Annotated in this window: 9 protein-coding genes; 6 read left to right on the top strand and 3 right to left on the bottom strand. The window is 48.2% G+C overall.

Going from position 1 to position 14,345, the window contains the following annotated elements:
- Nucleotides 1-4: 4 nt before the first annotated feature.
- Together LG288_RS06635 and LG288_RS06630 are read right to left on the bottom strand one after the other, a co-directional pair.
- Entirely contained in the window at nt 5-2,794 is a 2,790-nt protein-coding gene (locus LG288_RS06635; protein ID WP_404399340.1) for an EAL domain-containing protein, read from the bottom strand.
- A 2-nt stretch (nt 2,795-2,796) separates the two neighbouring features.
- Nucleotides 2,797-4,377 (bottom strand): methyl-accepting chemotaxis protein, encoded by a 1,581-nt coding sequence (locus LG288_RS06630; RefSeq protein WP_404399338.1) that lies wholly within the window; start codon nt 4,375-4,377, stop codon nt 2,797-2,799.
- A 291-nt stretch (nt 4,378-4,668) separates the two neighbouring features.
- Between LG288_RS06630 and LG288_RS06625 the strand changes: the two genes are divergently transcribed.
- Both LG288_RS06625 and LG288_RS06620 read left to right on the top strand, forming a co-directional pair.
- Nucleotides 4,669-5,826, top strand: coding sequence for an exonuclease SbcCD subunit D (locus LG288_RS06625; protein WP_404399337.1), 1,158 nt, complete (start codon nt 4,669-4,671; stop codon nt 5,824-5,826).
- Nucleotides 5,826-8,909, top strand: a complete 3,084-nt coding sequence (locus LG288_RS06620; RefSeq protein WP_404399335.1) for an AAA family ATPase — start codon at nt 5,826-5,828, stop codon at nt 8,907-8,909. Before LG288_RS06625 ends, LG288_RS06620 begins: the two co-directional genes overlap by 1 nt.
- On the opposite strand, the gene LG288_RS06615 is transcribed toward LG288_RS06620, so the two are convergent.
- Nucleotides 8,895-9,590, bottom strand: a complete 696-nt coding sequence (locus LG288_RS06615; protein ID WP_404399334.1) for an aspartate/glutamate racemase family protein — start codon at nt 9,588-9,590, stop codon at nt 8,895-8,897. The genes LG288_RS06620 and LG288_RS06615 overlap by 15 nt on opposite strands.
- Before the next feature lie 188 nt (nt 9,591-9,778).
- On the opposite strand from LG288_RS06615, the gene LG288_RS06610 reads away from it, so the two are divergent.
- From LG288_RS06610 to betI, 4 genes are all read left to right on the top strand, one after another.
- Nucleotides 9,779-10,111: a thiol-disulfide oxidoreductase DCC family protein gene (locus LG288_RS06610; RefSeq protein WP_404403052.1), complete on the top strand. Its 333-nt coding sequence runs from the start codon at nt 9,779-9,781 to the stop codon at nt 10,109-10,111.
- Between the two features lie 138 nt (nt 10,112-10,249).
- Nucleotides 10,250-12,613: a TonB-dependent receptor gene (locus LG288_RS06605; RefSeq protein WP_404399333.1), complete on the top strand. Its 2,364-nt coding sequence runs from the start codon at nt 10,250-10,252 to the stop codon at nt 12,611-12,613.
- 68 nt (nt 12,614-12,681) lie between these two features.
- Complete coding sequence (locus LG288_RS06600) at nt 12,682-13,737, top strand: alkaline phosphatase D family protein (RefSeq protein ID WP_404399332.1); 1,056 nt, start codon at nt 12,682-12,684, stop codon at nt 13,735-13,737.
- An 8-nt stretch (nt 13,738-13,745) separates the two neighbouring features.
- Nucleotides 13,746-14,333, top strand: coding sequence for a transcriptional regulator BetI (gene betI / locus LG288_RS06595; RefSeq protein ID WP_404399331.1), 588 nt, complete (start codon nt 13,746-13,748; stop codon nt 14,331-14,333).
- The last annotated feature ends 12 nt before the right edge of the window (nt 14,334-14,345 follow it).

The raw sequence follows: 14,345 nt of genomic DNA, 5'->3' as shown, positions 1-14,345 counted from the left end.
TGATTTATGAAGTAGGGCACTCGCGAATATCGGCCAGCGGTTCGGCAATATAAAAGCCCTGCACATACTCGGCCCCCATATTTTTTAACAGTTCAAATGTTGGCTGGTCACTGACAAATTCAGCGACGGTCTCAATTCCCAGGCCCTGGGCCAGGTCAATAATAGTTTGTGCTACATGGCGGCTGTTCGGATTCTGTTTAATGGTTTTTATAATAGAACCGTCAATTTTAATAAAATCGGGCTTTAGCTCGACCAAATAAATAAAGTTAGAGTAACCACTGCCAAAATCATCGATTGCTATTTGCGCTCCTAAGGATCGTACTGAATTGATAAAATGCTTTACTGCCTTAAAATCTGTAATGGCTTCGGATTCAGTGATTTCAAAAATGATCCGCGCTTCAAGTTCAGCCTCCAGGACTGAAATAATATAATCAACGGTCTGCCGGTCCAGTAAGTCCTGAATAGACAGATTTACTGAGATAAAACAGCCGCTCTGCTTTGACTGCTCAACGGCTGAAACGAGCATTAGCTGCGTTAGTTTGCGATAATGCCGGGTCTTTTTCAGAAAGTTTAAAAAAGCATGGGGTGAGATAATGTCGCCATTTTTTAACTGCAGTCGTGCCAACGCCTCATATTTGCGTGAACCTTTTGAATCGCTTGTAGTCGGAGCTATCGCTTGAAAATAAGCAATAACCCGTTGCTCTTTAAAGGCCTGTTTAACCTCTTCCAGCCAAAAATAAAAGTTGTCCGTTTCGGAATCCTGGGTCCGGGTTACCAGACTGTTGCTTATACCCTCACTTTTGGCTTCGATAATGGCACTCTCGGCATAGGCAAGGGCGCGGTCAGCGGAGGCGCCGATACCGACTGAGAAGCTGATCTCATGCTCATGTTCATCGACCGTCAGATCTGTTGATTCAAGATTTGCTTTGATGTCAGCAATCATAATGCGAAAAGAAAAAAAGCTTACTGGCTGAGCTGGCCTAATGGCGAACGCAGCGCCATTTAAGTGGTAAAGCTTTAATGCCTCGGCCATACATCGTTTTTTTAATTCACGGGCCAGAGCTTTAATGATTTTATCGCCGTGCTCAATACCCCAGTAATCATTCAGCAATTTAAAGTTTTTAAGGTCCAGTACTGCAACACAACAAATGCCCTGTTGTTCCAGATCCTGAGATAACTTAGCGCGATTGTGTAATTGCGTTAGTGCGTCTGTGCTTTGTTTTTGAATCGAGCGCCTGGCCTTGACGATATCCGTTACATCGTTGCGGACACTGACGTATTCCTGAATGTTTCCCTGGTTATCAAGGATGGGGTAAATAGCGGTTTTAACATAGTATGAGTCACCGTTCTTTTTCCGGTTTCGAATCAGCCCATACCAGGGCTGCTTATCGCTGATGGTCTGCCATAAATGTTGAAATACATTAGTTCGCATTTTAGGGTGGCGAACAATTCTGTGGGTATTACCCAGTAATTCGCCGGATGAGTAACCGCTTATCTGTTCGAACTTGTCATTAACGTATTTGATAACGCCATTGGCATCAGTTACCGAAATAATTGAACTGGCGTCTATGGCTTTATGGTGTTGCTGGATACTACTAATAATCGCCTGTTGTTCTGTACTCGCTTTGCTGGCGAGGTTGGCCAACGCCCGGGCTGACGTCGAAATGGAATAGGACTTAGCCGGCAGCTGTTGCTGATTCTTATCCAACCGGGTTTCTGCCAGCTGTAAAACTGTGCTGGTTAAATTGAATACCAGCGACGCGCCTGAACAGCTGGCAAACTGACTGTAAAAAAAACCACCGGCACCCTGTGTTTTGCCGGTTATTCGCTGAACTTCTTCATTCACCTGCTGATTTAAAAAAGAACGCCGGGTAAAGCATGAATAGTTTACTGTACAGACCCCTTGCCGGGATCTGAACTCGGGCGTTTTACTGAGCAGATAATCGTCGTCAGTATAAGCAAAAGTAGCTTTATCGCCTACTTTCAGCCGGCCGGCAAAGACAATGCCCTGTTGGCACTCGGTAAAACCCACGGCTGTGCGTAATGCCGGTACAGCGCGTTCGGACAATAATAAGGGGAACTCAGCCGGGTTACGCGATAACAAATGCTGTGTGTAATCGCCCAGGTACGATTGATAAAAATCCAGTATTGGCACGTTATCCAGGCTGAAAACCTGATTACCTTTAGCTTCTGTAACGGTAAATTGACGACCAACAGGCCGCCAGCCGTCACAGCAGGTTATTTCAGCGCTTAAATCGTCGCCGCTCAACAGAGCGCCAACCAGGCCGTTCGTTTTAATTTGATCGTTCATCAGCAAATAGGGCGCCTGCCTATCCTGGTCGGGCGCTACAGCAGCACCGACCACTTTACAGCCGGGAAAGCTGCGACCAATTTGCGCTAAGCTATCTTCGGGATTACAGCTCTGGGCATCGGCAAAAATAATAGCCAGTTTAGGTGTGCGGGTTTTACACTGGCTGAGCAATCTTTCTGTGGTGTACACGGTAGAGCGGTTAAGGGCAAATAACTCAACTGAGGTTGATTGCTCAAAAACACAGACGTGAATCACCAATTGACCGGCATAAACCCGGCCGGACAACATTTCACCGCCCGTCGAGCCGCCGATCAGCGAAAAATGAGGAGCTAAACGGTTTATCTCAGCGCCGATGGAAGCAATAGTATCCGCTTTAACCCCCGAAAACACCTGAATAAGCCCACGTTTTTCAGTAAGCTGGTGCTCGGCAACAAAGTCATGCAGTGCGTCCCTGCCGCAATAATAATGCGTTAACTGCCGCATGTTTAACTACCCTGCTGCTTATCCCAGAATTGCGTGGTTAATTGATCCAGCCTGCGAGTGATGTTAACCGTTTTTTCCGTTGCCTCGCTACTTTGTCTTACCGCGTCCAGATTTTGTTCGGCGTTCGACTTAATCGCGGTAATGTTTTCGCTGATATCATGGGCAACGCTACTTTGCTCATTAACGGCCTGCGCAATTTGATCGCTCATAGTCGAAATTGTTGTTATTGCGGCGACAATTTCTTCCAGGTTTTCAGCGGTTTGCTGGCTTTTGCTGACGCTGTCAGCAGCCATCTGCTCGCCTTGTTCCATGGCCGTGACGGCCTGACGCACACCGCTTTGTAACTGTTCAATAACCTGCCGGATTTCTTTAGTCGATTCCTGAGTTCGGTTAGCGAGTGAGCGCACTTCGTCCGCCACAACGGCAAAGCCGCGGCCGGTCTCGCCGGCTCGCGCGGCCTCGATAGCCGCATTCAGAGCCAGTAGGTTGGTCTGATCAGCAATACCGAGGATGACATCCAGTATTTTTTCAATATTGGTACTGCTTTTTGACACCTCATTAATAACTTCAGCCGCCTCACTGATTTGCTCTTTCAGGCTTGCCACCGAGTGAGAGTTTTCATCAACAACCGCCTTGCCGTTCTGTGCTTTTTCATAACCACTGGATGAGGCAGAAGAGGTTTCCCGGGCATTTTCAGCAACGCTCTTAATGCTCATTGACATCTCATCAACCGCAGTTGCTACGCGTTCGGTCTGCTCAAACTGTTGCATGGTGCCGGTTTCTGACTGAGATACGGCACTACTAAGGCTGCGGGCATTGTCAGAAAGCGTATTGGACATGTCATTAATCCGGCCGATTAGGGCAGCATTTTCCGATTCAAGCTTTTTAAAAGCCAGCATAACCCAGCCCGCTTCATCAGAACGCCCGGTATAAACATACCGTGCGGCCTTATCATCGGTAATGTCATGGGCTTGTTTAATTGCCTGTTTAAGGGGTGCCAGACTCCACAGTACGCCGCCGACAGTCAGTAAAGTGGCCAGTATGCAGGACAGCAGCAAGGCCAGTCTTGAATCGGTTAAAAAGTAGGCTATTACCGGCAGCAGAGCCGGTAATACCACGGCCAGAGACACTTTTTGTGATAAGGGTAAATCATCGCGGGTTTCGGGATGGCTCTTACCCTGGTTGATTTTCTCGTAAAGCTTCTCGGCCCGCTCAATAAAGATTTTTTTTGCTTTACGGCGGACTGACTGATATTCCTCCACCTGACCATTTTTTTGAATGGGTGTCGCGTAGGCATCAACCCAATAATGGTCGCCATTTTTGCGGCGATTTTTAACAATGCCCATCCAGGATTTTTCAGCTTTTAAATCGGACCAGAACATTTTGAAAACAGCAGGAGGCATATCCGGGTGGCGGACCATATTATGGTGTTCGCCGATCAGCTCTTCTTCGCTGAATCCGCTAACCTGAATAAAATCTTTGTTTATATAGGTGATTTGACCTTTTAAGTTGGTTGTGGAAAGGATATTCGAATCACTGGGAAAGTCATAATTGACACCAGTCACAGGCAGATTTTTTTTCATTCAACTCTCCATCATCGCCGGCATAGCCGTTGATTCGCGCTTTGGTTGGCACGGCTTATATGCTTACTATAATGATGCTGGAGTTTTTTGTAGCCAAATGCGGTAAGGTGGTCAATAACCACGATGGGTGCAGGGGTATTACGACTATTGTTAACAACAATTCCAACAATTTGCGAATTATAAGATAGTCTTAAAATAAAAGGAAGTATTTTGCTTTTGTTAACGACGTTGGCAATGTGCGATTCGTGTTATTCTGCAAACTATAATTAAAGCATGGCGGGGCGTCCGACGATGAAGCTGTTACACACCTCTGACTGGCATCTGGGCCGGATTTTTAACCAACGTTCTTTGCTTGAAGATCAGGCTTATGTGCTTGACCAGATCATTGCCTATGCGAAAGATTATGCAGTGGATGCGGTGGTGGTTGCCGGCGACATTTATGACCGTGCTTTGCCTGCGGCTGACGCTGTTAATTTGCTGAATAAAACCCTCAATACTCTGATTGAAGATGTTAAGGTGCCGGTGATCATGATATCCGGTAACCACGATGGCGCAGATCGCCTCGGCTTCGCTGCTAATTTACTAAAAACCAGCGGTTTGCACTTATTCACCTCATTTGAACAGCTGTTTAAGCCGGTGCAGCTAGCGACTAATGCCGGAGAGTTAGTGCTATGGGGAATTCCGTACTGCGACCCGGAACAGGTGCGAGATTTTTTTGGCGTAAAGGTATCTGATCACCAGAGCGCTCAGGAATATGTTACCGGGCAGTTGAAAAAACACATGCACGAGCACTACAGTGAGGAGTGCTGTCATGTAGTGATCAGTCACAGTTTTATCGACGGCGGTAGCGAGAGTGATTCGGAACGGCCGCTAAGTATTGGGGGGGCGGATCGGGTCAGCGCCGATTTATTCCGCGATTTTGCTTACACCGCGCTAGGGCATCTGCATCAGGCTCAATATAAAGGACAGCAGAACATCCGCTACAGTGGCTCGCCGCTAAAGTACAGTTTCTCTGAAGTGACACAGAAAAAATCGGTTACCTTAGTAAGCTTTGATACTGAACAAAACGTCAGCCACCAGTTGCTGCCATTATCACCATTGCGCGATGTCCGGGTTCTGGAAGGTAACTTTGACCAGCTACTGGCGGCAGCCGTCGATGATCCCAACAGCGATGATTACCTGCAAATTAAATTAACCGACCAGCAGGCAATATTGGATCCGCTGGCACGGTTACGGACGGTTTATCCCAATGTACTGGACTTAACGAAACTAAGTACTCAGCGACAAAGCTCTGAGGCTGTGCGCAGTCGCGAACAGCTGGCGAGGGAACCGCTGGATATAATTGATGATTTTTATCAGGACGTGATTGGTGATGGGCTATCAGCTGAACAGCGTAGTCTGCTCAATGACGTGTTGCAGGATTTAAATCGTAACCAGCAGGACAGTTGATGAAAGCCATTTACTTATCAATGACCGCATTCGGGCCTTTTGCCGGACAACAGACAGTCAACTTTCTCGAGCTAGGCGATAATCCGTTATTTTTAATCAACGGACCAACGGGCGCGGGTAAAACCACCTTACTGGATGCTCTTTGTTTTGCTTTATACGGCAGAACTACCGGGGATCGCAGCGGTGAGTCGATGCGCTGCCAGCAGGCTGCTGCGGATCTTGCTACTGAGGTTTCTTTTATTTTTTCGCTGGGTAAAAAAACCTACCGTATCGATCGCAGTCCCAAACAAAGCACTCAGGCAAAACGCGGTGACGCCCGTTTAGTGGATCGCCCGCCGGCTGCCACCCTGTACCAAGTTGAGAACATTACAGCGAGTGATACTGATCCGACCGGGTGGCCTCTTAAACTGCTTTCCAGCGGTCGTATTGCTGATACCACGGACTTTGTTAAACAGCTTATTGGCCTTAGCCACGAACAGTTCCGACAGGTAGTGATTTTGCCGCAGGGCCAATTCCGTCAGCTGCTGGTGGCCAAATCAGAGCAGCGTGAGAAGATTCTATCCAGCTTGTTTCAAACGGGACAGTTTAAGCAGGTGGAAGAGGCCGTTAATGAGAAAGCCAAGCGTATTAATCAGCAGTATCGGCAGTTGCAGACCAGCCTGCAGGCGTTATTAGAGGACAAGGGGTTTAGTGAGTCCGGTCAGGTCGAACAGGCTCTGTCAGAACTAAGCCCGGAAGTAAAACAGGCTGAGCAAAGTTATCAGCAGGCAGTGCAGGAAAAGAACAAAGCTTTGACTGAGCAAAGCCGGGCTGATGCCCTGGAAAAGCAATTTGTCCAGTTGCAGCAGTTAAGTGCTGAATCAGAAAAATTAGCAGCCCGACAAGCATCGATAGATTTGCTGGCTGGGCAATTGGATAATCATCAACAGGCACAGCAAATAGAGCCGGTATGGCGGACATTAAAACAGGCGAGTACAGCGTTGCAACAGCGTAAGCAAAGGCTGCAGCAAAGCCTGAAGCAAGTGGATGAGTCAGCAGAGCAATTAGAGCAGGCGCAGCAGAACCAGCAACAAGTAGCGCAGCATCAGGAAAAAATTCAGGATGCTGAAGAGCTACAACGGCGGCTGGTTCGGCAGGCTGACAAGTTGGCGCAGGTATCGGAGCTGATTGAGCAGCGAAAAGAACGACATAACAGCTGTGATGAGGAGCAGGCATGCCAGGCCAATGATAAAGAGCAGTTAGCAGAACTAAAAAACCAGTACCGTAACAGCGAACAAGAATTAATAAATCTGCAGGCGCAGATACAGCAACATGAAAATACCGAGTTGCTGCAGGCGCGGCTGCAAAGTCAGTTACAGCAGCGACAGCAGTTAACTCAGTTAAACGAACAGTTGACACAGCAGCGCCAAAAGGTAGCGTCCCTTCAACAACCGGTTGCTGACAAGCAACAACAGCTGCAGCAGGCAAAGAAGCAACTGGCAGAGTTACGTCTGCGCTGGCATCAACAGCAGGCGCAATGGCTGGCACAGCAGTTGTCATCGGGACAACCCTGTCCTGTTTGTGGCAGCCATGAACATCCGCAGCCAGCAGCGGGCGTTGCACCTGAACAGTTGGTTAGTGAGCAGCAGCTGGAGCAGGTAGAACAACAACAGAATCAGGCACTAACCGCGGTTCAGCAGGCTGATCAGCAACTGCAGGTAGCTTGTCAAAAGCTGGATAGCCTGAGCGAGCAGGCTGAGCAACTGAGCGACCAGCTTGGTGAACTGGCGAACCAACCGGAACAGATGATCAATGACCGTATCAGGGCAGTGCAAGGGCAGGCCGATAGGCAAAAACTGCAGCTGCAGCAGGCTCAGACGCTGCAGCAGTCCCTGACGGAGTTCCGGCAGCAGCAACAACAAGTCCAGCAACAGATTGATCAACGGCAGCAGGTTATCAATCAGTACCAAAGTGCGCTGGCCGGTATCAATGGGCGACTTGAACAACTGGATCCTGATGGTCAGCTGAGTAAACAGTCTGGCAGCGACCTGGCCGCTCGGCAAAAGGCTAATCAGCAGGTCATCGAGCAGTTAAAGCTGCAGCTACAGCAAGCCGAAGAGCACTATCGGCAGGCGCAGCAGAATTATCAGCAGGCGCAAGCCCAACAACAGGCCCACGAGCAGGAACAGCAGCGCGAAACCCTGCATTATCAGCAGTGTCAGCATAACTGGCAACAGCAGCTTGATGATTCGCCTTTTGCTGATAGACAGGCGTTTGAGCAGGCCTTACTGGAACAGCCGCAAGCTTTTGCGATACGCGAACAAATTCAGAGTCATCAACGCCAGCAGTACGAAAATATCAGCGCTGTGACTCAGGTTAAACAAAGTATAGGCCAGCAAACCCGACCGGATCTGGTAACTCTGAGAGAGCAGCTGGCGGCAGCAGAAACAGCACAGGCCCACGCTCATGAACACTGGTTATTAAAAGAAAAACAGCAAACGGCGCTGCAGGATTTACTGCACAGTTATCGCAGACGGCAAACTCAGTCCAGCGATTTAATTCATCAATACAAAGTCATAGGTGAGCTGGCAGAAAGCCTGACCGGCAATAACGACCGCCGCATTAGTCTGCATCGCTTCGTGTTGGCAGTGTTACTGGACGATGTTTTACGAGAGGCCAGCTTACGACTCGAACAAATGAGTAGTGGGCGTTATATTTTGTTACGCAGCGAAAGCGTTGGCGATAAGCGTCAGCACGGTGGTCTGGAATTGCAGATTGAAGACAGCTATACCGGCATGCGGCGGGAAGTTAATACGCTATCAGGAGGCGAGAGTTTTATGGCGGCGCTGGCGCTGGCACTGGGTTTATCAAATATAGTGCAAAGCTATGCCGGCGGTATACAGCTGGATACTTTATTTATTGACGAGGGTTTTGGTAGTCTCGACGGCGAAGCTCTGGATCTGGCCATTGATGTGTTAGCTAACCTACGGGCCAGTGGCCGCAGTATTGGCATTATTTCCCATGTTAGTGAGCTAAAACAGCGCATCAGTCGTCGAATAGACGTGCAGCGTCACGCCAGCGGCAGCACCTTAACTCTGGTTTAACATCCAGTCGACAATCGCCTGGCAGTGGACTTCGGTGGTGTCAAACAAAGGCAGGGCGCTGTCTTTTTGGCTGATCAGCAGTCCAATTTCGGTGCAGCCAAGAATAATGGCTTCAGCACCCCGGGCAGAGAGCTCATCAACAACCTGTAGATAATAGTGCTTTGCCGACGGAGTAAACTGCCCCTGACAGAGCTCACTAAATATAATGCGGTCGACACGTTCAATGGCCTCTTCTTTGGGTATAACGACCTGAATTTTATTTTGCTGCAGCCGCTTTTTGTAAAACTCCTGCTGCATAGTGAAGCGTGTCCCCAAAAGTCCTGCTGTTTTAACGGCGTTTTGCTGCAGCGTTTTGGCTAATGCATCGACAATATGGATTAACGGCAGGTCGACGGCCCTCTCAATGTGGTCCGCCACTTTATGCATAGTATTCGTCGCAATAACAATGGCTTCGGCGCCTGCTTTTTCCAGTTGCCGGGCCGCCAGTGCAAGGTGCTCGCCGGCGGCCTGCCAGTCATTTTGTTGTTGTAGCTCTTCAATGACCGCAAAATCAACACTGACCAGGATCAGTTCGGCACTGTGCAGGCCGCCCAGCTGCTCGTTAATCAGTTGATTCAGGCGGCGGTAATAACTGCTGCTGGAAGTCCAGCTCATCCCGCCAATAATGCCGATAGTTTTCATGGCTCATCTCATTTTTAATGGCAATACAGAATATTTTTAGCATAACGTTAAGTGACCTGAAAAGACAGTTAAGTGCCGCCAATGAACCCAGGTCAGGGTCGCACCCGTATAACAAGGTTCACAATCCATTGCAGGAGCTCTAAGTGATTATTTTTTACGATGGTGGCTGTCCTTTATGCGTGAAGGAAATGCGCCACTTAAAGCGGCTTGATAGTAACGGCCGGATCCAATTCGAAAACATTAATGAAGAAGATTTTAACCAACGGTTTCCGGCCATTGATGTCAGTGAGGCTAATAATTATCTGCACGGACAGCTAGATAACGGGCAGATGATTTACGGGCTGGATGTTACCCATGCTGCCTGGTCTGAAGTAGGCAGGGGCTGGTTAACCGCACCGCTGCGCTGGCCCGGTATTCGTTGGTTTGCCGACAAGTTTTACTTATTTTTTGCTAAACACCGCAACCGTATTTCACGCTTATTAACTGGCAAAGAACGCTGCCAGCAGTGCTCGATAAAATAAGTTTATGCCGTAGAAATTAGTTCGACTTCAAACTGTAATTTGATTTTAATTGAACAGTCAATTAACATACATGCGTCTGTAACATTCACACGTTAGTCTTAGATAGCATCTAGCACTTGAACCATAGGACGCAAAGAAATGAAGCTACACGCACCAATGAAACCGAGCCTTCTGGCGCTTGCAGTACTGTCAGCAGTAAGCACCTCTGTGCTTGCTCAGGATAATCAGCAGCAATCCAGTGAAGAACAAAAAGCAGAAGAAGAACGTATGGAACAGATCCAGGTAACTGGACGCAGTGTTTCGTATGCAAACAATACAACTGCTGAAGAAATGAAAATGCAGCAGACGCCAATGACCAGTGCGTTGTCAGTGATTGACAACCTGCCGGGTGTTTTGGTTAACGAAGGCGACCCCTTCGGTTCCGACGAATGGTCGACCAGCATCTCGATGCGTGGTTTTCAAATTGACTTAAGTCACCAACAAATTGGTATGACTATCGACGGCATCGCCAACGGTAATTCGAACTACGGCGGTGGTACTAAAGCAAACCGTTTTATCGATTCTGAAAACCTGGCGACAGTGCAGGTTTCTCAGGGTACCTCAGATGTTGCTTCCCGTTCACACGAAGCACTGGGTGGTACCATTAATTTTGAAACCATCAACCCGTCTTTCGAGCAGCAAACTGTCGTTAGCACGACCTTAGGCGAAAACAGCGCACAGAAATTTTTTGTTCGCCACGAAACTGGTGAAATTGCTAAAGACACCTACGCCTGGGTTAGTTTTTCCAGCCAGGAAAACACCGACTGGATGGACGAAGTCGCAACCAATACACGTGATCACTTTGCCGGTAAGATTGTTAGCCGCATCGCCGATATCGACCTGGAAGGTTACTTTACTTACGATGACGCGCGCGAATATACCTATCAGCGTGTTTATGGTGTCAATCAGTATGAGTCGAATAAACAGTGGGACGGCCTAATCCCCAACTGGACCGGCGTGCCATACCAGGATCAAGCTTACCGTAAGGGCTGGGTGACTCACCGTGAAAACATGTTTGGTTATTTAAAAGGCACCACAAACATCGGCAACCTGCAATTAAAGGGTAATGCGTACTACCACCATAATGAGGGCCGCGGCGACTGGATTCCTTATTATGTCGTTGACGTAACTGATGACGGTGCCGGTAATCCGCACTCCGAGCTGGATACCAGCACCACAGTAAATGGCGGCTCACCACTTGGCCAAATTTACTTTGTTGACCGCGAAGGCCGCTCATTACAGCCGGAAGCAGGCTGTGAAAGTTCGATTACCTTCCCTTATGGCGGTGCCGGTGCAGCCTTTGATCCGGATTGCTATGGTCCCGGAGCTGTTCCTGTATCGTCTCACCGACATACCAACTACAACAAAGATCGCTATGGTATCAACGGTGACTTTATCTGGGATACTACAGTCAGTGGCATGGACAATACCCTGCGCGGTGGTTTCTGGTATGAAGATTATCAGCGCGAAGAGTACCGCAGCTGGCACAAACTGACAGATTCCGCTACCAGTGATCGCTGGGAAAACAATCCTTACTGGATCCAGTTTGACCGCGAGTTTCCTGTTGATACGTTGATGTACTACCTGGAAAACGAGATCGATACCGGGTTTGCAAAACTGCGTTTAGGCCTGAAGCAATTTAATGTCGACGTGGCTAAAGACGACCAGTTTGACAGCAGTAACGACTTAGATGTTAATTCAGACTCAGATGTATTGGTTTCAGCGGGTTTTGTCGCGCCGATTCCGGCTGTTCGTGGTCTGGAAGTATTTGGTGGCTACGCAGAAAACTTTGCCGCCATCAAAGATGGTGTGTTGGAGCGTGATGACACCGACCTTAGTCAGGTTGAAGCCGAAACGGCAGAAAACATTGATTTGGGTCTGCGTTACTCATCGCCGGGTCTGAACGCCAGCTTAACCTATTATGATATTTCTTTTGATAACCGCATCACTTTTATCAGCAACGAAGACGTTGACGGCATTGACTTCTTAGAAGCCGCAGCCGGCGGTTACGTCAATGACGGCGGTGTTGAATCCGACGGTATTGAAGCGTCACTGGATTATCAGTTGACTGAAAACTGGGGCGTCTACGTTTCTTACACGAAAAACGACTCGACTTACATCGATAAAGCATTTGCCGGAAATACGGTAATTGCCAGCGCCGATGATATGGCCTCGGTAAGTTTTGATTACAGTAAGGAAGGCTACTTTGCCGGGTTCAGTACTAAATACGTTGGTGAGCGTTATCTTGACCAGGCAAACACAGCAAAAACCGACTCTTATACGGTCAGTGATTTGTACCTTGGTACCACTGCCTATGATATCGGTGGCGGCATTGAATCGGTAGAATTCCGTTTTACCATCAACAATGTGTTTGATGAAAGCTATCTTGGTACCATTGCTCCGGGCGCAGCCTGGATTGGTGCACCACGGGTTGCAGCTTTAAACGCTAAGTTCACGTTTTAAATAAATTGGAAGCGGGAACCGGCTTTCCGGCTCCCGCTTTTTTTTACGTTTATGAAAAGGAATCTTTTATGCGCAAGTTAAGTCTTTTTGCAGCAGTCCTGGCGACGCTCAGCTCGACAGCGATAGCTGGGGAAACCATCTCTCACATTAGTTTTGGATCGTGCTCGCACCAAGACAAAGACATGCCTATTCTCGATAGCATCATAGCCGATGACCCACAGGTTTTTTTATTCCTTGGGGACAATATCTATGGTGATACCGAGAATATGCAGGAATTGAAGGAAAAATACGAAAAATTAGGGGCTAAGGAGCGTTTTCAGCGTTTAGTTGCGGAAACTCGGACGCTGGCCATCTGGGATGATCATGATTACGGCGAAAACGATGCCGGCAAAGATTACCCGAAAAAAGAGCAGTCGCGGCAAATTATGCTCGACTTCTGGGATGTACCCGAAGATTCAGAGCGGCGCCAACGTGAAGATGGCATATACACCTCAACCATGTATGGCGAAGGCGAACAAAAAATTCACGTCATTCTGCCGGATTTACGCTGGAATCGCGATGATCTAAATCATGTCACGCGGCAGCAGTACGCTGAAGAGCGAGCGCCGAATAACCTCGGTCCTTATGTGAAGCACGATGATCGGCAGAAAAGCATGCTCGGTGAAAAACAATGGCAATGGCTGGAAGAGGAGCTGAAAAAGCCATCACGGGTCAAAATTATTGCATCGAGTCTGCAGTTGCTGGCAGATTTTACCGGTTGGGAGTCGTGGGCGAACTTTCCGGGTGACCGTCAACGCTTGTTTGATCTGATTAAAAAGCATCGCGTCAATGGCGTTATTTTAGTCAGCGGAGATACTCACTGGGGTGAGTTTAGCTACTACGATGAAAACCTGGATTATCCGCTTTGGGAAGTGACAAGCTCTGGCCTGACACAAGAATGGAAGCAGGTTAGTCCGAATAAGCATCGAATTGGACAATATACCGCCAATGTGAACTATGGCTCGGTAGAAATTGATTGGGAAAAAGAGGATCCCTTAGTATCTTTATCGCTTAAAGACGTCGATGGCGAAATTTTCAGTCAACATAAATTTCGCTTATCCACCTTAGAGCCATATGATAATTAGAGGTACTCATGCCCAAGGTAGGGATGCATCCTGTCAGAAGACAGCAGTTAATCGATGCGACCATCGATGTGGTCGCCGAAGTTGGTCTGAAATCAACAACGATTAGCGCAATTGCGAAAAAAGCCGGTTTGTCATCAGGTATTATCAGCCACTATTTTGGTGGCAAACAGGCATTGATTGAGGCCACGGTCAGGTACTTATTGTCACGGCTTAAACTGGAAAGCTCACCAGCAGATCCGGTCTTGCGGTTAATGAAAATTGTTGATCTTAACTTTGCCGATATTCAGCAGTCATTACCCAGCACCAAAACCTGGCTGAGTTTTTGGGGGGAGTCGATGCATGACGAGGGATTATCCCGGCTGCAGGAAGTCAATAAGCGCCGGTTACTCACCAACCTGCGCTACAGTTTTAGACAACTGTTACCCAAACAACAAGCACACGAAGCAGCGCAAATGACGGCGGCCTTAATTGATGGCTTCTGGTTGCGCTGTGCGTTAAGCCGCCAGCAAGAGCGTGGCTTTGATGATGCAAAAGCCTATTGCAAAGCGTTTGTAACAAAACTACTGACAGAGCAAGGTATTGAGACTCGTCAGTAGCTATTTTTGTAA

This window comes from Idiomarina seosinensis (genome assembly GCF_044797955.1).
Lineage (GTDB): Bacteria > Pseudomonadota > Gammaproteobacteria > Enterobacterales > Alteromonadaceae > Idiomarina > Idiomarina seosinensis_A.
Note: the sequence above shows the minus strand (reverse complement) of the source record. Positions and strands in the feature narration are given on the sequence as shown.

Excerpts from the sequence above, each read along its gene's own strand:
- LG288_RS06635 (WP_404399340.1), bottom strand. The coding sequence starts at position 2,794 with ATGCGGCAGTTAACGCATTATTATTGCGGCAGGGACGCACTGCATGAC.
- LG288_RS06630 (WP_404399338.1), bottom strand. The coding sequence starts at position 4,377 with ATGAAAAAAAATCTGCCTGTGACTGGTGTCAATTATGACTTTCCCAGT.
- LG288_RS06625 (WP_404399337.1), top strand. The coding sequence starts at position 4,669 with ATGAAGCTGTTACACACCTCTGACTGGCATCTGGGCCGGATTTTTAAC.
- LG288_RS06620 (WP_404399335.1), top strand. The coding sequence starts at position 5,826 with ATGAAAGCCATTTACTTATCAATGACCGCATTCGGGCCTTTTGCCGGA.
- LG288_RS06615 (WP_404399334.1), bottom strand. The coding sequence starts at position 9,590 with ATGAAAACTATCGGCATTATTGGCGGGATGAGCTGGACTTCCAGCAGC.
- LG288_RS06610 (WP_404403052.1), top strand. The coding sequence starts at position 9,779 with ATGCGCCACTTAAAGCGGCTTGATAGTAACGGCCGGATCCAATTCGAA.
- LG288_RS06605 (WP_404399333.1), top strand. The coding sequence starts at position 10,250 with ATGAAGCTACACGCACCAATGAAACCGAGCCTTCTGGCGCTTGCAGTA.
- LG288_RS06600 (WP_404399332.1), top strand. The coding sequence starts at position 12,682 with ATGCGCAAGTTAAGTCTTTTTGCAGCAGTCCTGGCGACGCTCAGCTCG.
- betI (WP_404399331.1), top strand. The coding sequence starts at position 13,746 with ATGCCCAAGGTAGGGATGCATCCTGTCAGAAGACAGCAGTTAATCGAT.